The sequence below is a fragment of the Streptomyces sp. JLBG701 genome (genome assembly GCF_058544905.1).
The window spans coordinates 10,660,287-10,678,771 of the sequence record NZ_CM178588.1; the positions used below are offsets into that span (position 1 = coordinate 10,660,287).

General features: G+C 68.9%; 15 protein-coding genes and 1 pseudogene. 7 read left to right on the top strand and 9 right to left on the bottom strand.

What is annotated here, in order from left to right; translation table 11 throughout:
• Positions 1–19 precede the first annotated feature (19 nt).
• The 6 genes and pseudogenes from AC5DRG_RS48720 to AC5DRG_RS48745 form a co-directional block, all read right to left on the bottom strand.
• Positions 20–958: an ISAs1 family transposase gene (locus tag AC5DRG_RS48720; protein ID WP_491806745.1), complete on the bottom strand. Its 939-nt coding sequence runs from the start codon at positions 956–958 to the stop codon at positions 20–22.
• Between the two features lie 3 nt (positions 959–961).
• Positions 962–1,183 (bottom strand): helix-turn-helix domain-containing protein, encoded by a 222-nt coding sequence (locus AC5DRG_RS48725; protein ID WP_491806746.1) that lies wholly within the window; start codon positions 1,181–1,183, stop codon positions 962–964.
• Positions 1,183–1,674: a DUF2975 domain-containing protein gene (locus tag AC5DRG_RS48730; RefSeq protein WP_491806747.1), complete on the bottom strand. Its 492-nt coding sequence runs from the start codon at positions 1,672–1,674 to the stop codon at positions 1,183–1,185. The genes AC5DRG_RS48725 and AC5DRG_RS48730 overlap by 1 nt, the downstream gene beginning before the upstream one ends.
• Positions 1,675–2,023: 349 nt before the next feature.
• Positions 2,024–2,896, bottom strand: coding sequence for an SAM-dependent methyltransferase (locus tag AC5DRG_RS48735; RefSeq protein ID WP_491806748.1), 873 nt, complete (start codon positions 2,894–2,896; stop codon positions 2,024–2,026).
• A 261-nt stretch (positions 2,897–3,157) separates the two neighbouring features.
• Positions 3,158–3,540: pseudogene (locus tag AC5DRG_RS48740) on the bottom strand (hypothetical protein).
• A gap of 96 nt (positions 3,541–3,636) precedes the next feature.
• The gene (locus tag AC5DRG_RS48745; protein WP_491806749.1) at positions 3,637–6,057 is read right to left on the bottom strand and encodes a SpoIIE family protein phosphatase; all 2,421 of its coding nucleotides are present in this window, start codon (positions 6,055–6,057) and stop codon (positions 3,637–3,639) included.
• Positions 6,058–6,447: 390 nt separating this feature from the next.
• Between AC5DRG_RS48745 and AC5DRG_RS48750 the strand changes: the two genes are divergently transcribed.
• A complete protein-coding gene (locus AC5DRG_RS48750; RefSeq protein ID WP_491806750.1) occupies positions 6,448–7,329 on the top strand; it encodes a helix-turn-helix domain-containing protein in 882 nt (293 codons plus the stop codon).
• 132 nt (positions 7,330–7,461) lie between these two features.
• On the top strand, positions 7,462–9,405 hold the full coding sequence (locus tag AC5DRG_RS48755; protein WP_491806751.1) for a maleylacetate reductase and hydroxyquinol 1,2-dioxygenase domain-containing protein: 1,944 nt from the start codon (positions 7,462–7,464) through the stop codon (positions 9,403–9,405).
• 130 nt (positions 9,406–9,535) lie between these two features.
• On the opposite strand, the gene AC5DRG_RS48760 is transcribed toward AC5DRG_RS48755, so the two are convergent.
• Together AC5DRG_RS48760 and AC5DRG_RS48765 are read right to left on the bottom strand one after the other, a co-directional pair.
• Positions 9,536–10,396, bottom strand: coding sequence for an AAA family ATPase (locus AC5DRG_RS48760; RefSeq protein WP_491806752.1), 861 nt, complete (start codon positions 10,394–10,396; stop codon positions 9,536–9,538).
• Positions 10,397–10,602: 206 nt separating this feature from the next.
• Positions 10,603–12,003 carry a VWA domain-containing protein gene (locus AC5DRG_RS48765; protein WP_491806754.1) on the bottom strand — a complete coding sequence of 467 codons (1,401 nt, stop codon included), beginning with the start codon at positions 12,001–12,003 and terminating at the stop codon, positions 10,603–10,605.
• 30 nt (positions 12,004–12,033) lie between these two features.
• Here AC5DRG_RS48765 and AC5DRG_RS48770 point away from each other — a divergent pair, with 30 nt between their 5' ends.
• The 4 genes from AC5DRG_RS48770 (at position 12,034) to AC5DRG_RS48785 (ending at position 16,358) form a co-directional block, all read left to right on the top strand.
• Positions 12,034–12,798 (top strand): hypothetical protein, encoded by a 765-nt coding sequence (locus AC5DRG_RS48770; RefSeq protein ID WP_491806755.1) that lies wholly within the window; start codon positions 12,034–12,036, stop codon positions 12,796–12,798.
• 465 nt (positions 12,799–13,263) lie between these two features.
• The gene (locus AC5DRG_RS48775) at positions 13,264–13,791 is read left to right on the top strand and encodes a cupin domain-containing protein (protein WP_491806756.1); all 528 of its coding nucleotides are present in this window, start codon (positions 13,264–13,266) and stop codon (positions 13,789–13,791) included.
• Between the two features lie 37 nt (positions 13,792–13,828).
• Positions 13,829–14,815, top strand: a complete 987-nt coding sequence (locus AC5DRG_RS48780) for a hypothetical protein (RefSeq protein ID WP_365414023.1) — start codon at positions 13,829–13,831, stop codon at positions 14,813–14,815.
• 76 nt (positions 14,816–14,891) lie between these two features.
• Positions 14,892–16,358, top strand: a complete 1,467-nt coding sequence (locus AC5DRG_RS48785; protein WP_491806757.1) for an aldehyde dehydrogenase family protein — start codon at positions 14,892–14,894, stop codon at positions 16,356–16,358.
• 113 nt (positions 16,359–16,471) lie between these two features.
• Here the strand turns inward: AC5DRG_RS48785 and AC5DRG_RS48790 are convergent, their stop codons facing one another.
• A complete protein-coding gene (locus AC5DRG_RS48790) occupies positions 16,472–16,675 on the bottom strand; it encodes a hypothetical protein (protein ID WP_491806758.1) in 204 nt (67 codons plus the stop codon).
• An 807-nt stretch (positions 16,676–17,482) separates the two neighbouring features.
• On the opposite strand from AC5DRG_RS48790, the gene AC5DRG_RS48795 reads away from it, so the two are divergent.
• Positions 17,483–18,469: an ISL3 family transposase gene (locus AC5DRG_RS48795; protein WP_491806760.1), complete on the top strand. Its 987-nt coding sequence runs from the start codon at positions 17,483–17,485 to the stop codon at positions 18,467–18,469.
• Positions 18,470–18,485 lie beyond the last annotated feature (16 nt).

An 18,485-nucleotide genomic window follows, 5' to 3' on the forward strand; every position in this document is an offset into this window, starting at 1 on the left:
CCGGTCCGCGTCCGACGTCTCAGGGAGCCCAGGGGGCTTCGATCGCCCAGGTGGTGTCCTCGGTGAAGGTGGCCGGGTCGTCCCAGGTGTGCGTGGAGCCCAGCTGGGCCAGCCACAGCTCCGCGTTGATGTGGCGCAGGTACTGGCGCGGGAAGTTGGACGCCGACAGCCGGATCCCACCGCGGCCGTGGCCGGTGTCGTGGGCGCGGCCCTGCAGCGGGATCTGCTTCCAGGGAAGGGGCTTGAGCTGCTTGTGGAGCTTCTTCTGGTTCCCTTTCGCGATCACGATGTACTGCGCGCCTCGGCCGAGCAGGTAGCTGGCGTGCTCGCGCTGGGTGTGCGTGGCGTCGTTGGTCACGACCACGCTCGCCAGATCGGCGAGCGTCTCCAGCAGCGGCCGGAAGCAGGGGATCTCGTTGGTCTTCTCGCCAACGTCGAGTTGGGCCAGGACCAGGCCGGCGAGGTGGTCGCAGGCGGCGAGTAGACGAACTTTGCGGCCCGTGGCCCTGGCCGCTCCGCGCAGGGTCCTGCCGTCGACCGCCACTGCGTGCAGCCGGCCATCGGCCCCAGCGCGCCGGTCGGCCAGCCAGCGGCCCACCGCCCGGTCCAACGCGTCGCCGTCGATGCGGCCCAGCAGCCGACGTACCGTCGCCTCCGCCGGCAGGCACCACTTCGGGGACAGCGGATCGGTCCGTACGCCGAGACGCTCCAGGACGGACTGCGGGGCGTCGGTGATCCACTCACCCCACGCCGGCAGGGAGGTCGCTCCGGCCAGAACCGCGCACGCGGTCAGCGCAAGCATGACGACCAGAGCGTGCCGTACGCCGGTCGGATCGCGAGGGTCGGGGACCTCGGCCAGAGGCTCCAGCAGGCCCGGGATCTCCCCGGGTACGGCCCCGGGATGCTCGCGGAGTTGGTCAAAGGCGAGCGGAATCGGCGAGGGCGCGTCGGCAGGCACGGTTCATTCGCCCGCGGTGTCCTCGGCCTCCCAGCGCAGCAGGTCGCCGGGCTGGCACTTGAGCACCTCGCAGAGCGCGCCGAGCGTCGCAAAGCGCACCGCCTTGGCGCGGCCGTTCTTGAGTACCGCCAGGTTGGCGGGCGTGATCCCTACGCGGTCTGCGAGTTCGCCCACGGACATCTTCCGCCTGGCCAGCATCACGTCGATGTCGACGGCGATCGGCATCAGATCACCTCGTCCAACTCGGCCTGCATCTGCGCCGCTTCCACGTCGCGGGCGACGGCCTGGGCGAGCAGCATCCGCAGCACGAGCACGATGAGGGCGACTCCCAGGATGGCCACGCCAATCCCGCCCATGATGAGGGTGACGCCCGGGTCGTCCCGCTGGCCGGGCGCATTCAGGGCCGTGACCGCGAACCACACGAGAGCAGCCGTGACGATCGCGCCGATGATGACGTCCACGTACCGGAAGGCGGCGTGGGAGAACACGGTTCCGCGTCGCACCATCGTCACCAGTCGCCATACACAGACCAGGGCGACCTGGGCCGTCCCGATGCCCAGGATCGTGATCACGCGCAGCGGGGTCAGCGGGAGCGACCCGTCCTCCGGGTCACTCCCGCTGACCAACGCCCACACCATCAATGCCTGTACGAACAAGGTGCCGGTGAGCACCACCACGAGCACGGCGCGCAGCGCGCGCACTGTCAGCTTTCCCATGGCCCATCCTTTCATCGAGCTACGATGGGAATCTATCGAATCTCGATAGGTGAAGCAAAGGCTGGGTCGGAGGGCGGGCGGCGGTTTCGCGCCATGGCGGGATGCCGCCGCCCCCTCCCGCGGCATGGCGCGATGCGAAGGTTTTCGATCTTGCCGAAGTCGACCTTGCTTAGCCATAAATCGGACGCCATCCGAGTCGAGGGTCCTGATCGGCGGCGTGCCGTGATGCGGATCGGCCGGCATCAAGTCGGCAGCGCTCGGTTCAGTACTGCTGCGGGGCTGTGATGCTCAGCGCGAGTACTCCAGTGGGACTTGACCATTCCCGCCGGAGTACCAAGGGGCGGCAGCGTCAGATCTTCTCGGCGTAGACCGATCGCTCAACTTCCGATTCCGAGACTTGCAGGTTCCGGTCGGCCGGTTTGACGTAGCGGTCGGTGAACTTCTGCGGGCTCGGCTGCTCGGCATCGCGCCAGCCGTATTCGGCGAGGAAAGCGGGGATCTGATCGGGGTTCAGTCCGAAGTGCCACAGCCGACGCTTCACCTTGTACTGCTGGTGGAGGGCCTCGGCGCGGTAGAGAGCGGTTCCGTCCAGGAAGTCCTTGCGGAGGTGGGTGAAGACCAGACCGCTGCCGGGGCGCGCCGTGGCCAGGAAGTCGAAGGTCTTTCGCACGCCGTCCTCGGTCAGGTACTGAGTCACCGCCTGCCGGACGAAGAAGGTCTTTGCGTCGCTGCCGTAGCCCTGGGCCGAGAGGGCGCTCGCGAGATCTTGGGTCTCGAAGTCGACCGGCACCAGGGTGACGCCGTCGGGGGCCTTCCCGTACGGCTTGTGCAAGAGGGTCCGCTTGCGCTCGATGTTGTCCGGCAGGTCGACTTCGTAGACCGGAGCCTTGGTCGGGGCAGACAGCCGGTAGGCCCGGGTGTCGAGGCCCGCTCCCAGGATGACGGTGGCGTCGATGCCCTCCTCCACGGCATCGAGCAACTTGTCGTCGATGTACCGCTTCCTGCACAGGAAGCTCGCCCACATGCCGGGCGCCTTCTTCTCCATGGCTCCCACCATCCAACGTCGCACCAGGCGCCAGTGTGGGAGGGCCACGAGTGCCTTCATCCTGGTCGGCAGTATGCGGTGGGCCAATTCGTCGTGGATCAACGGGTGTTCCTCGCCCTGGTCGATCGCGACGATCACCATCGGGCCCACTGCGGTCTGGGTCGACCTGTGCTCCATGGATCACTCTCCCTTGGTTCGGGGCCAGTGAGAGTGTCTGTTGGAGTCGTGGCCGCGTTGGTGGGGTGTGACGAAGTCGATGCCGTGATCTCGGCGCTCTCCGTCGGGCCGGATGCCGAAGTCGGCGAGCTCTCCACCAGCTTCAGGCGCTGCCGCTGCGCACATGCATCCTGGTGTGCGGCCCGCAGAATGAGACCCAGTTGGGAAGGAAAGCTGGTGTGCCCCGGCGAGGGCCGCCGAGGCACACCCGCATGAGGATCGTCAGAGACCTGCCTTGAGGGCGGTCGCGACCCGGACCACGCGTTCGGCCTGGTGGCCGACGGCGTCGCGGGTCTGATCGCCGATGGGGTGGTTGCCCTGGGTGTCCACGTGGGAGGTGCCGTAGGGGTTGCCGTCGACGAACTTGACGGGGTCGGTGTAGCCGGGGGAGACGATGAGGCCGCCGGAAGTGGTGCATGGAGATCACCGCATTGGCCCACTCGACGTCAGCCGGAGTGGCCACGGGGATACCGGCGCTGGCGGCGGCGTGCGCGGCCCAGGTCTCATTGGAGGCGATGGCCGCCTCGCAGGCCGGTTTCGGCCGCCGTCAGCAGACGTATCTCGGCGTCGGCCCTTTCGGCGGCTTCGGTGATCTCCTGCGCGATCGCGGCGGAGAAGCCGGTCGACGAGTAGGTGACGGCGCAGGCATGTGGCTGGGCGGCGGCGGGCGATTGCACAGTGAGACGCCCGTCGCCGCTGTGTCAGTGAGCTGGGAGGACTTGCTCGGCCCAGATGGTCTTGCCGGTGCGGGTGTGGCGGGTTCCCCAGTGTGTGGTGAGCTGGGCGACCAGGAGCAGGCCGCGGCCGCCCTCGTCGAAGACGCGGGCCCGGCGCATGTGCGGTGCGGTGTTGCTGGCGTCGGAGACTTCGCAGATCAAGCTGTCGCCGCGGATGAGCCGCAATTGGATGGGAGGTTGGCCGTAGCGGATGGCGTTGGTGACCAGTTCGCTGACCACCAGTTCGGTGATGAAGATGGCCTCGTCCAGCCCCCACGCGGTCAGCTGGCCGGAGGCATCCCGGCGAGCTTGGCCGACGACGGCGGGATCGCAGGCGACGTCCCAGGTGGCGACCTGGTCGGCATGGAGTGCGCGGGTACGGGCGAGGAGCAGCGCGATGTCGTCTTCAGGGCGTGCAGGGAGCAGGGCTTCGAGCACGGCGTCGCAGAGGGCGTCCAGGGAGGAGGCAGGCCGGGCCAGGGAACTGCGCAGGGTGTCGAGGGCCTCATCGACGTCGCGGCCGCGGCTCTTGATCAGGCCGTCGGTGTACAGGGCAAGGAGGCTGCCCTCGGGCAGTTCGATCTCGCTCGCTTCGAAGGGCAGGCCCCCTAGGCCGAGTGGCGGGCCGGCAGGCAGGTCGAGGGTGTGGGCAGTCCCGTCCGAGGCGACCACAATCGGCGGTGGATGGCCTGCCCGGGCCAGGGTGCAGCGGCGGGAGACCGGGTCGTAGACGGCGTACAGGCAGCTGGCGCCGACCTCTCCGGCGATCTCGGCGTCCTCGGTGGTGCACGTTTCGGCGGACAGGCGAACGACGACGTCGTCGAGGTGGGTGAGGAGCTCGTCGGGCGGGAGGTCGATGTCGGCCAGGGTGCGTACGGCGGTGCGCAACCGGCCCATGGTGGCGGAGGCCTGCAGGCCATAGCCGACCACGTCGCCGACGACCAAGGCGATCCGCTCACCGGAGAGCGGGATCACGTCGAACCAGTCACCGCCTACGCCGGCCCGGGCACCGGCGGGCAGGTAGCGGTGAGCGGTCTCAACCGCCGCCTGCTGCGGGAGTGTCCGGGGAAGCAGGCTGCGCTGCAGGGTTTCGGCGGTGGTGCGCTCACGGGTGTAGCGGCGGGCGTTGTCGATGCAGACGGCCGCTCTGGCGGTGAGCTCCTCGGCCAGCAGCAGGTCGTCTTCTTCGAAGGGCGCCGAGCGCCGGTGGCGGGCGAAGAACGCTATGCCGAGAGTGACGCCGCGGGCACGCAGCGGCACTGTCATCACCGAGTGCATCCCGTACTCGCTGATCCAGGCGGCCACGGCAGGGTCGTGGGCCGCCCAGCGGGTGATGGCGGAGTCGGTCATGCCGTACGTTGCGGGGCGACCTGTGGCCAGGCACTCGACCGGCGCGGAGAACGCCGGATAGGTGATGACGGCTCCGGCCTTGACCAGGGCCTCGGGGCAGTCCTCAAGGACGGACTGCTGGGCGGTGCGGCGCAGGGTGAGCAGGCCGGTCGGCAGTCCGGCGGGCGGCTCGTCGCCACGATGCAGGAACGTGAGCAGGTCGACGGATGCGTAGTCCGCGAGCCGGGGGACGGCCACGTCTGCCAGTTCCTGTGCTGTATGTGTGATGTCCAGCGTGGTGCCGATGCGGGTACCGGACTCGTTGAGCAGCATCAGTCGCTGCCGGGCCTCGTACTGCGCGGTGATGTCCCGCGCCACGTGGCACACACCGCGCAGCCGGCCGGTGTGGTCGTTCAGCGGTGCGACCGAGACCGACCAGGCGTGTTTACGGCTTTCGCCGGGTGCGCGGAAGTAGCTCTCCAGCAGCTGCGGTTCGCCACTGGTCAGTGCCAGCCGCATGGCTTCCTCGGTCCTGTCGGCCTCGGGGCCCGTTGCCATCTCGGATATGCGCAGCCCGCGCATCTGGTCTTCGGGAAGGGCGAGTATGCGTTCCATGTCGGTGTTCGCCCGCTCCAGCCGCAGATCCGTGTCGTAGATGGCGAGGGCGTACGGCGACTGGGCGAATGCCCACTCCACCAGCCTGTGGCTGTGGCGGGGAGCGGGCGGACCCGGCACGGCCGACACCAGGAACCATTCGGCGGTTCCGTCCTGTGCCACCCGGCGGTTCGCGAGCAGCAGTGCCTCCACGCGATGGCCGTCCCGGTGCCGGAGCGTTGCCCTTCCGCTCCACCTCTCCATCTGTCCGTCCAGGGGCTGCCGGGCCAGCTCCTTCACGTTCTCGGCGAGTATGTCGGCCGCCGGCATGCCCACGATGTCCTCAGAGCTGTAGCCAAGCATCTGCCGGGCGCCCTCGCTCCACCCCGTCACGATGCCCCACTCATCGGTGGTGGCCGTGGCTGCGAATGCGGCGCCCGGGATGTCGCCCGGCCGGTCGCCAGGCGTGGTCCGATATCGCATGATCACCGCTCATCTCGCCCTTGACGATGTCGTGCTTCGTCTATCGCCATAGTGCCTCCAAACCCCGTCGGCGGCTTCCTGCCAAGCACGACCCCCGCGCGTTCGCAGCTTCTCCTCGCTCAAGACGCGCACATGGCGACGCTGTCGGCGGGGTTGTCCGGCGTGCTGCAGTCCTGACGTGGCCAGCGCTCCTGCTGCACGGCGGGAGGGGGCGTGTCGCCACCGGGCCTCGAGCCGTCGGCCTGTATTACACGACCGGCGGGTGATCGGCAGGGGAGCCTCCTGCGCCCCACGGGCTTCACCGCAGATGGTTTGTCCCGTATTCTGGGCTGACTAACCTACCCGCAGTGGGAGAGTCCGCCAGTGTTGTCGGGCAGGGAGCCGGATCCGATGCAAGAGCTGAGCGTCCAGGACACCCTTGGCATCCTCAGACAACCGTGGGTACGTCCGTCGCGTACGAGTGCCGGCCTTGGTTGGAATGGGCTTTACCTGTCCACTCAGGCCGAGCAGCCGTACCGGAACGCATTCGACGGGGCGCCGAGCCACCTGCTGATCCTGCACCTGGACGGCCCGGTCACGGTACGCCGCGGACGGCGGGGACTGACCGACACCCGTCGGGTACCGCCGGGCGGGCTGTTCCTGCACCCGGCGGGGACCGCGCTGGATGTGGAGCTGGGTGACCAGCTGCGGACCGTCCACGTCTACCTCTCGGAAGAGACACTGCAGCAGGCCGCCGGCGAGTCGGACGGGACGGTGCGGCTGACCGAGGAGTTCGGCGTCACCGATCCTCTGCTGGAGCAGTTGGTCCTGGCCCTGGACGGTGTGGTGCGCGACCGGGAGCCGACCAGCCGCACTTACGCCGACCAGCTCGGCCTCACTATCGCCATCCAGCTGGCCTGGTGCCACAGTGACCGCCGTCGCGCTCCCGCCGCCCCTGCCCAGCCTGTCGGCCTCACCGACCGGCAATTCACCGTGGCGCGGGAGCTGATGGACGCGCGGCTGTCGGATCCGCTTCCGCTGGAGGAGCTGGCGGCTGCGGCGGGGCTGAGCGTCAGCCGGTTCGCCCATGCCTTCAAGGCCCGTACCGGGCAGCCCCCTCACCGTTACCTGATGCGGCTGCGGGTGGAGCAGGCCGCGCGGCTGCTGCGCACGAGCGGGCTGCCCATTGCCGACGTCGCCGCCTGTTGCGGTTTCTCCCACCAGGAGCACCTCACGCGTGTGCTGCGTGCCCAGCTGGGCAGCACCCCGGCCGAGCTGCGCCGGCGCGGATAACACCGTCGCGCATTTCGTGCAGCGGCGGCGGCAGGATTGTGCAGGAAATCCGGCGGCGATCGCCTCCATACTTCCTCAGCAGCGATCCCGAACAAGCCGGGCATCGCCATGCCACGCAGTACGGAGAGCCGCATGCGGGAATTCCTCTACTCCAGTACCACCGCACGAATTGTGTTCGGCGAGGGAACCCTGGACCGTCTTCGCCAGGAGGTCCAGCATCTGGGCCGGGCCCGGGCACTGGTCCTGGCCACTCCTGGCCAGGCCGACCTGGCCGAGCGGGCGCGCGAGACGCTGGGACCCCTGGCAGCCGGTACGTTCACCGGTGCCACGATGCACACCCCGGTCGACGTCACCGAACACGCCCGCCAGATCGCCGACGACCTGGACGCGGACTGTCTGGTCGCGGTCGGCGGAGGCTCGACCACCGGCTTGTCCAAGGCCTTGGCCGTGCGCACCGGGCTGCCCCAGATCATCGTCCCCACCACCTACGCCGGCTCCGAGGTCACTCCTGTCCTGGGCGAGACCGAAAACGGCGTCAAGACCACCCGCTCCTCCCCGGAGATTCTGCCCAAGACGGTTATTTACGACGTTGAGCTCACGCTCGGACTGCCGGTACCCCTGTCGGTGACCAGTGGCATCAACGCCATGGCACATGCCGTCGAGGCGCTGTACGCGCCACAGGCCAACCCCGTCACCGACGAGCTGGCACTCCGGGCGATCTCGCTGCTGGGCAGCGCCCTGCCGCGGATCGTCGCCGATCCCGCCGACCGCGACGCCCGCGCCGACGCGCTGCAGGCCGCTTGGCTGGCGGGTACCTGCCTCGGCACGGTCGGCATGGGACTGCACCACAAGCTGTGCCACACCCTCGGCGGCTCCTTCAACCTGCCGCACGCGCCCACGCACACGGCCGTACTGCCCCATGCCATGGCGTACAACGCACCCGGCGCCGCGGAGGCGATGCGGCGGATCGCCGGTGCGCTGGCCGGGCCGGCCGCCGGAGTCCTCCCGGACGCGCCCACCGCCGTGTACGACCTGATCGCCCAGCTCGGCGGCCCGCTGTCCCTGCGCGAGCTGGGCCTGGCCGCCGACGACCTTCCCCGCGCTGTGGAACTGGCCACCGCCAAGCCCTATCCCAACCCCCGGCCCGTGACCCGCGAGGGCATCACCGCCCTGCTGGACAACGCCTGGTCCGGCGACCGCCCGCTGCCTGCCGACCCGCTCGCCGCGCAGCTGCACACGCTGCTCGGCCAGGTCACGGCGAGCTTCGGCCGCTCTCCCGAGCCCCGGTCCCGGCAGCTGCTCACCGACCTGGTACGTCGCCTGCACAGCTTTGCCGCGGACAACGACCTGACCCAGGACGAATGGCACCATGCCATCGACTTCCTGACCAGCACCGGACAGATGTGCAGCCCCACCCGGCAGGAGTTCATCCTGCTCTCCGACACGCTCGGCATCTCCAGCGCGGTGGACGCCCTCACCAACTCCCGTACTGCGCAGGCCACAGCCTCCGCGGTTCTCGGCCCGTTCTACGTCGAGGGCCCGCCGCCGCGTGAGCACGGCGACGACATCGCCGACGGCCTGCCAGGAACGCCCCTGTACGCGGATGTGCGGGTCACCGACACCGAGGGCACACCACTGGCCGATGTGGTCGTCGACGTCTGGCAGACCAACGAAGACGGCTTCTACGACGTGCAGCTGCCCGACCTGGACGGCCCCGTGCTGCGCGCCCGCTTCCACACCGACAACGACGGCCGGCTCACCTTCTGGTCGATCGTGCCCGTGGCATACCCCATCCCCGACGACGGCCCGGTGGGCCAGATGCTCAGGAACAGCGGCCGCCACCCCTACCGCGCCCCGCACATCCACTTCATGATCAGCGCTCCCGGCCACAAGGCCCTCATCACCCAGCTCTTCGTCGCGGGCGGTGACTACATCGACGGCGACACGGTCTTCGGCGTCAAGGACACCCTGATCGCCGACTTCCACGAACACAAGGGCCCCACCCCCGACGGCCGCCTCCTCGACGGCCCCTGGCAGCGGTTGGACTACACGTTCCGCCTCGCCTCCGCCTCGTAGACCTCTTCGCGCAAAGCCCGGTGGCGGCAAGGAAATCCTTGCCGCCACCGGGCTTTGCGCATGTCGCCACAGCAGCCGCGGGCCTGTTGGGCAGCACGCGGCTGCCCAACAGGCCGAGCTTCGGCAACCATCAGCCCAAGGACAACGCCTCGACGGCCCGCTCCTGGTCGGCGACGTTCTTGAGTACGACGCCCAGCGTCCCCCGGGCCGTTTCACTGTCCAGCTCTTCACGGTCAAGGGCGATCAGGGTCCGCGCCCAGTCGATGGTTTCTGCGATCGATGGCGCCTTGCGCAGGTCGAGAGCGCGCAGCGCGGCCACGGTCCGGACGATCTGCTCCACCAGTTGCTCGGCGGCCTGCGGCACGCGGGCGAGCACGATCTCGCGCTCCCGCTGCGGCGTCGGATAGTCCATGTGCAGGTACAGGCATCGGCGCTTGAGCGCCTCGGAAAGCTCACGGCTGGCGTTGGAGGTGAGCACGACGAACGGACGCCGTACGGCGGCGATCGTCCCCAATTCCGGGATGGTCACCTGGAAATCCGACAGCAACTCAAGAAGCAGGCCCTCCATCTCGAGGTCCGCCTTGTCCACCTCGTCGATGAGCAGCACGGTGGGCTCAGGGCGGCGGATGGCCGTCAACAAGGGACGGTCGAGCAGGAACTCCTCGCCGAACACGTCGTCGTGGACCTGTTCCCAGGCGGAGCCGTCGCGTGCTGCCTGGATGCGCAGCAACTGCTTCTTGTAGTTCCACTCGTACAGTGCCCGCGCCTCGTCCAGGCCTTCGTAGCACTGCAACCGCACCAGTTCGGCGCCGGTGGCCTGCGCCACTGCCTTGGCCAACTCGGTCTTCCCGACGCCGGCCGGTCCCTCGACCAGCAGCGGCTTTCCCAGCCGGTCGGCGAGGAAAGCGGTGGTCGCAATGGAGTCGTCGGCGAGATAGCCCGTCGCCGCGAGCTCCTTGTGTACGTCGCCTATGGTCAAGAACCCTGTCATGAATGATGTCCTGTTCGTGCGGTGTGCGTTGGCGTGATCACAGCGCTTCCTGATCGACGGCCGTAGGTGCCGGGAAATCCAGGAAGGGGTGGTGGGGACCGGCGTTCGCGGGCCGGCGAACCTGGCGGTCGGGGCGTAGCAGGGCCTGGACAACCGGACGGGTGCGAGGGCGCCGCAGCGGTGACGGCAGGATCCGGCATCACGTGTCAGACGGCGATGTGGGTGACGGCGTCGCCGAGTTGGCGCAGCGTCGACACTTCGAAGACCCGGGTGGCGTGCGCGGCGTAGATGGACAGCCTGGAGTCGTCGGTGTCCCATTCGAGGCGCGGTTCGGGATTGAACCAGTACAGTCGCCGACTGAGCCGGTGCAACTCCTTGGCCTCCGCGAGCGCGGGCACGCGGTCGTGGGTACGGGCATCCCCGATCACCAGCACGGTGGTCTTCCCCGTGATGGTCTCCGGCCAGCGCCGCAGATACTCGCCGAACGCGCGTCCGTAGTCGCTGCGGCCGTCGGCGGCGATCAGGCCGCGGCGCCCCAGCAGGTGATGAACGTCGACAACGCCGGGCGATGCCTGAAGGAAGTCGGTGACCTCGACGATTCCGTCGATGAAGACCCACGACCGTACCCGGCGGAACTCCTCGTGCAGCGCGTGCAGGAGCGACAGCGTGAAGGGCGCGAACCGCGCGACAGATCCGGACACGTCGCACAGCACCACGAGATCGGGCTTGGACGGATGGCGCCGCCGCATCCGCGGCGTCAGCAGAACACCGCCATAACTCATGCTGTCACGGATAGTGCGCCGCATGTCGAGATGCCCGCGCCCACGGCTACGCCGACGTCCCAGCCGCGTGGCGATACGCCGGGCGAGCGGCCGTACGACGGCGCGCAGCGCGGCCAACTCATCCGCAGACGCGTACATGACGGGCACATCCTGCAACTCCTCCGGGGGAGGCCGGTGCACCGCGTCGTGGCCTCCCGCGTCATGCAGGCGTTCACGGACGAGCTTCTCCAGAATGCGCAGCACTTCTTCCAGCTGCGCCTGCGCCTGCGCATTGTCGAGTTGCCGCTCCAGCTCCGTCCGGTCCGGCGCACCGCGCATGAGCTGGTGGAGGACACGGCCGAGATCCAGGCGACGCAGCACGCGCTGCAAGTGGTGCCGCTCGCTGCCCGCTGCCTGGTCGTCGATGCCCGCCCAGCGCTCCACCGCGTCATCGAGCGCGACGGCGACCGAGTCGTCGTCGCCCCGGTGCAATGCCTCGGCCAGTTGGTCCCGCAGGTCCCCCACGCCGGATGGACGGCTGCCACCGGCTGGGTCCGGCTCGGGTTCCCGCCGCTCGGCGCGCGACGCGGGGAAGAACAGGTCGAAGAGCCGGTCGAAGACATGGCCCTGAGCGTCCCCCTTGAGCAGTGCCGCCCGCAGCGCAGCCCGCACGAGGTCGCGCCGTGAGGAATCCACCGCCGCCAGCGCGGCAAGGGCATCGATCGTCTCTCCCGTTGACACGGAAACACCTGCAGCGCGCAGGCCCCCGCAGAAAGCGACCACAATTCCCGCAGCCGTGGACGGTGGCACCGGGTGGCTGTACGATTTACGATCGTTATGAGACATGCCAGAAATGGTAATTGATGGGAGTTATTTATGATAGTGCCGAACACCCTCCTGGACCTCGGGCTCACACTCCGGGCGGAGCACGACAGCGAGCGGTTGCGGCACGCCGCGCTGCTCGCGGCCCGCCTCGGCTTCCGGTACGTGTGGCTGCCCGCTCCAGAGGGCACTGCGGTGCCGGATGTGGCCGCCCTGGTGGAGAGCGCGCGACCAGGCCGGGTGGGACTCGTCGTCGGCGGCAGGGCGGAGTCCCTGGTACAGCGCGTCACGGCACTGTGTGACGGCGAGCTGCCCCACGACCTGCTGCTGGAGATCCATGCACCGGCAGGGCTCCGGGACCGGCTGGTCGTTGCTGTCGGCGGGCCCGAACAGTGGCGTCAGAGGGTCTTCGTGCCCTGGTACGACGAGGAGGCCGCCGGCCACGTGGTCGTCGCCGACCGGGCGGCGGACCGGGGCGCGATGCTGAAGGCGCTGGCCGACGCGTCTGAGCGGCGCGGCGGCCAAAGGCGCTCCCCGGTACTCTCCGTCGCCCTGACGGTGTCCATCGGCCGCACCATGAGCGAGGCTGAGGCGCGCGCGCAGCGCGACCCTGCGCTCTCCGGTACGCGCCACCCGAAGACCACCGGTCTTTTCGGCACTCTCGAGCACGCCCAGGAGCAGGCGCTCGAGCTGGCCCGCGCGGGCGCCGACACCCTGCGGGCAACACTTGCCGACGAGCAGGACGCCGCAGACCTGCTCGCCCAGCTGCGCGCGGTCGCGGTCGGGCCGACGCCCCTGCTTCACGCCCGCGTGCGCTAGCCCGGCGCTAGCCCCCGGGACCGGCGTCCCGTTGCCGCCGCGTTCCGGCACCAGCACACGCGTTTTTCGTGCAGACGGGGCGGCAGGAACGTGCAGGACCCCGCATACGGCGCTGCGCATACTCGTCGGAGTGGTGCACGACACGCACCCAGAGCCGCGCATCACGGAGAGCCAAATGCAGGAACCCGTCTTCTCCGCCCCACGGGCGAGGACCGCGTTCGGTGCGGGACCCCGCAATCACCCCACAGGTCGTGTGCCTGAGCCGCAGTCGCACGCCGTTCGAGAGCGCCCCTGAGCCGGCCGATCCGGCGGATTCGGTGCGGCACGTCTCCGACTTGCCTGCCGCCGCGATGCGCTCTCGGCGCATTGAGAACGGCGAGAAATTTTATGTGCAGTAGCAAAGTTACTGCTCTCTTTAATGGTCATTCGTTGACGAAAGAATCGCTGAAAGAAGTGGAGTGAGGCATGGCTTTGTCAGCCCTCAAAGGCAAGGAAAAGTCGTCATACGTCACGCGGTTCGGCTCGCTCGGCCATTACGAGAAGGGCGGCGTCGAGATCGTCAACGACGACCCGCGGCACTACGCCTTCTCGAACGTGTTCGAGGTGGCGAGCCATGCGAAGCCGTACGAGAAGGTCGCTGTCGGCAAGAACATGCAGTACGTCCTGGAGGCGATCCGCGCCGAGGGCATCAGCGAGTGGCGCACGGCGGCCCATGACGAGTTCGCCCTGGTGATGGACGGCGAAGTGGAGATCACCCTCGTCAAGCTGGACCAGAGTCCCCTGCCGGCCGACGCCGAGGGCTCGGTGGCGCTGGCCGGGGAACCGGTCGGCCGCCGTATGGGACGCATCGTGGCGCGCCGCGGCCACATGACGCTGCTGCCGGCCGGCGCGGCGTACCGCTTCTCGGCCGGGCGGGCGAGCGTGATCCTTCAGCAGACCATCGCAAGTCCTGACACCCAGTACCGCTGGGCCGAGATCGCCCAGTCGCTCTGAGCCAACAGCCTTTCCACACGCAGGGAGAGACCGAACCATGACCACGACCGCTGAACCCGCCGTCATCGCGTCCCAGCCCAACGAGGTGGGCTACCGCGAGTACACCCTCGGTCAGTTCCACTTCCGCCGGGACGAGTACTTCGCCTACATCACCTGGCCCACCGGCAGCCACATGATGAGCGTGGACTCCTTCCTGCGCGCGATGCAGCGTGACATCGCGTGGGACTTCTTCTACGGCACCGTCAACTTCGACGGAGTCTTCGGCACCGTCAACCACTACGGCAAGGTCGACATCTTCGCGGGCCGCTACAACGACGCCTACCGCAAGGCCGAGCTGGACTACAGCGAGACCGTCGAGACCCCGCTGATCCGGGAGACGTTCACGTCCGTCCTGGACGACTGGACCAACGAGACGTTCGACCCGTTCGCCTCCCCCCACGAGACCGGCTCCGCGTTCGGGATCAAGAACGGCGACAACACCAAGGCGGTCCGCCGGGAGAGGGTCACCGCGCAGCGCATGGTCGGCCTGCCCGGTGACGCACCGCTGCGCAGCGACGACAACGGCTACCCGGTGAATCGGATGCTCGCCGACGTGGTGCAGGACGAGCCGCTGGTGGAGGCGGAAGAGGGCTTCGAGGGCGAGGTGTCCTCCTTCAACCTCTTCGCCTACCTCTCCCGGTCGGACGTCACGTGGAACCCGTCGGTGGCCAGCGCGTGCAAGGACTCGCTGTTCTGCCCGACCACCGAGGAGTACATCCTGCCGATCATCCACGGCAACGATCGGGTCGAGTGGTTCGTCCAGCTGTCCGACGAGATCACCTGGGAGGTCGAAGACCGGGACACCGGTGCGGTGCGGTCCCGCGTGGTGATGAAGGCCGGCGATGTGTCCGCGATGCCGGCCGACATCCGCCACCAGGGCTACTCGCCCAAGAGGTCGATGCTGCTGGTCTGGGAGAACGCCAGCCCCGACCTGCCCGACCTGATCGCCAGCGGCAAGACGCCGACGTACCCGATCGACTTCTGACCCCCCGTTCCCGGGCCGCGCCACGCGCCCACGGCGACGCGTGGCGCGCCCCGATCCACCGCGGAGAGAGAACACTGTGCAGACCAAGCTCTTCATCGGCGGCGAGTTCGTCGACGGCGCCGACGGCACCACCATCGATGTGTATGACCCGCATGACGGCAGCCTGCTGGCTCAGGTGGCCGAGGCCCGTGCCGCCGACGTGGACCGGGCGGTGGACGCCGCCACCAAGGCGTTCGAGACCTGGCGGCACTGGTCGGGCGAGCAGCGCGGCCGGCTGCTGCTCAAGCTCGCCGACGCGATCGAGGAACATGCCGAGGAGCTGGCGCTGCTGGAGACCCGTGACACCGGGCACCCGATCCGCGACACCCGGGTCCTGGACGTTCCGCGCACGGCGGCCACGTTCCGCTATTTCGGCGGCATGGCGGACAAGATGCAGGGCTCGGTGATTCCGGTCGAGCGCGGCTTCCTCGACTACGTCGTTCGCGAACCCATCGGCGTGGTCGGGCAGATCGTGCCGTGGAACTTCCCGCTCATGTTCACCAGTTGGAAGATGGGCCCGGCGCTGGCCGCCGGCAACACGGTGGTGCTCAAGCCGTCCGAACTCACTCCGCTGTCCACCCTGCGGGTGGCCGAGCTGATGGCCGAGGTCGGTTTCCCCCCGGGTGTGGTGAACATCGTCACCGGGTACGGGGCGACCTCCGGCGCGCGCATCGTCGAACATCCCGGGATCGGGAAGGTCTCCTTCACCGGGTCCACGGCCGTCGGCCAGGGCGTTGCCCGGGGGGCGGCTGACACGCTCAAGCGGGTGCACCTGGAGCTGGGCGGCAAGGGCGCCAACATCGTGTACAGCGACGCGGACCTCGACGCCGCGGTGCAGGGCTCGGCGTTCGCCATCTTCCACAACCAGGGTCAGGCGTGCATCGCGGGCAGCAGGCTGATCCTGCACGAGTCGATCGCCGACGATTTTCTGGACCGGTTCACGACGCTGGCCCGCTCCGTGCGCCTCGGCGACCCCAAGGAGCCGACGACGCAGATGGGTCCGCTCACCTCGGCCATGCACCGCGACCGCGTCCTTACGTACATGGACGCGGCGCGCGCCGACGGTGACGAGATCCTCACCGGCGGCAAGGCGCCCGAAGGCCCGGAGTTCGCCGACGGCTGCTACCTGGAGCCCACGGTGATCGCGGCCGATCCGGCGCACCGCGTGGCCCGGGAGGAGGTCTTCGGACCCGTCGTGGCAGTGCACCGATTCCGCACCGACGAGGAGGCACTGCACCTGGCCAACGCGATCGAGTACGGCCTCGGCGGCGGGCTGTGGACCCGTGATCTCTCCCGCGCCCACAAGGTCGCCCGTGAGCTGCGTTCCGGCATGGTGTGGGTCAACTCCTACAAGCGGGTGAACCCCGGCTCGCCCTTCGGCGGCGTTGGCCGGTCCGGGTACGGCCGCGAGATGGGTTTCGAGGCCATGCACGAGTACACCGAGGCCAAAGCGGTGTGGATCAATGTCGATGCCGAACTGCCAAGGCTGTACGACCAGGACTGAGCGTTGCTCGCCGTCCGGCTCCGGGCCTCGCGTTCACGAGATGGACACCGGCCGGGTCGTCTTCGACTCGGCATCCTGAGCCGAGTGTCCGACGAGGTACCTGGCCGCCTGTGTCAGCTCGGAAGGAGCATGAACGCAGCCGCGAGCGCATCCAGGCCCGGCTGGGCAGTTGACCAAAGAGGTGACGGGGCAGACGAGTTCGCCTCTCGTGCGGTGTTCACCGGCCCCTGATGATCCGGGCGGTGGCGTTCGCTGTCGTCGATGACCGTCACGTGGACCTTCTCGATCAGATGTCGCGCCAGTTGCGTGCGGTCCATCTCAGGGGTCGGACGACGCCTGCCGGAAGACGGGCAGATCGCCGCCGGTGGCCGGAGCCGCTCGCGCTCGACGTCGTGGGTGAGGGTGCGAGCCGTGCCGCCAGAAGCGGTAGTTCTCGTCGGGCCGCTGCCTTTCGGCCGGTGTGATCGGTTCGCCGCGGGACCGGCGCAGGGCATGGTCTGCAGTCGTTGGCCGGGGCCCCTCTTCGGGGCCCCGCCGCGCGTTGGTGTGCGCGCACGACCATGGAGCATCGGACCAGCTGGCGCGTTGACCGGGAACGTTCGCCGGCTGGTGTCCGTATCTGGCGCCTGCAGGGAGGCGGGCTCAACCAGTCCGCAGCTGGCCCCGGCCGACGGCAGCACGGCTCTGGTGATCGCTCCTCTGGTGCACGCGGAACCGTCGCCGCCCCCATCCCACCAGACGATCAACCCGCTGAAGCCGCTTGACGGTTCTTCCCCATCGGCTATCTGGAAGAGTCCCACGGACTCGGAATCGGACTCCGACGCCGAAATGGAGCGGATCGAGTAGGCCATCAACGAGCGCCCGGACCGCACCTTCGCTTTCGACGAGCTCGGTCCCCTCGGCATCCGCCCGACCGCCGCATCGTGCCGGGCGAAGCAGAAACATCCCGCCCGGCTGCCGACGACCTACCGCCGCACCCATGGCTTACGCATCGTGGCGCGTACCCGCGGCGAGGTGGAGCTGCCGTGCCCGGACTGCGGGGCCCGATCAAGACGGCGACACAGCGGATACCGGCGGACGTTGGCCGACGGCGCGGTCGGCGGGAGCATGGTCGTGATCACTCGGTGCGGCGCCTGTTCTGCGACAACTCCCGTTGTGAGCGGGTGACGTTCGCCGAGCAGATTGAGGGGCTGACGGAGCGTTACCAAAGGCGCGCGCCGCCACTTCACCGTCTGCTCGCGGCGATCGGCATTGTGCTGTCCGGCCTTCCGGGCGCGAGGCTCGCGGCGCTGTTGCCCGCGCCGGTAAGTAGGACCACCATCCTGCGCCTGGTCATGCTGACGCCGGACCCGCCCGCGCCGACGCCCCGCGTGCTCGGTGTGGACGATTTCGCCTTCAAACGCTCGTACGTGTACGGCAGTGTGCTGGTGGACTGCGAGACCGGCGCACCCGTTGACCTGCTGGAAGACCGGGAAGCGGACACCTTCGCCCGCTGGCTTGCCACACGGGAGGGCATCGAGGCAATCTGCCGGGACCGTGCCGGCGCCTACGCTTCGGCCGCCTCCGCCGCAGCTCCCGATGCTGTCCAGATCGCAGATCGGTGGCATGTCTGGAAGAACCTGTGCGACACCGTCGAGAAGGCCGTCGCCGCGCACCGCAACTGCCTGGACCCGCCTGCCGAGCCCCGGCCCGCCCCGGTCGAGGCCGCCAGGCCCGAGGGTGTGCAGGCAGCACAGACCCGGCGTCGGCACGCTGAGGTCCACGCCCTGTACGACAAGGGCGTCGGCATCGACCGCATCGCCGCCCAACTCGGCCTGGACCGCAAGACGGTACGCCGCTACGCACAGGCCGCCACCGCCGACGACATGATCGCCCAGCACCCGCGCCGTGGCCGCCACGGTATCGCCCGCTATGCCCCCTATCTCAACCAGCGGTGGAGCGAGGGATGCACCGACAGCGGGTGTGGCACAGACTGCCTTCACGAAAATCTTGGAAGAGCCACTCCAACTGGCCACCGACATCCCTCGGAGAGGGCGGTTGACGCCGCCCTCCCCGGAAGGTGGATCTGTGCAGGCGATGCCTACGGAGAAAGAGAAAGCTGGTTCGTATGAGTCGAATCGGCCGTGA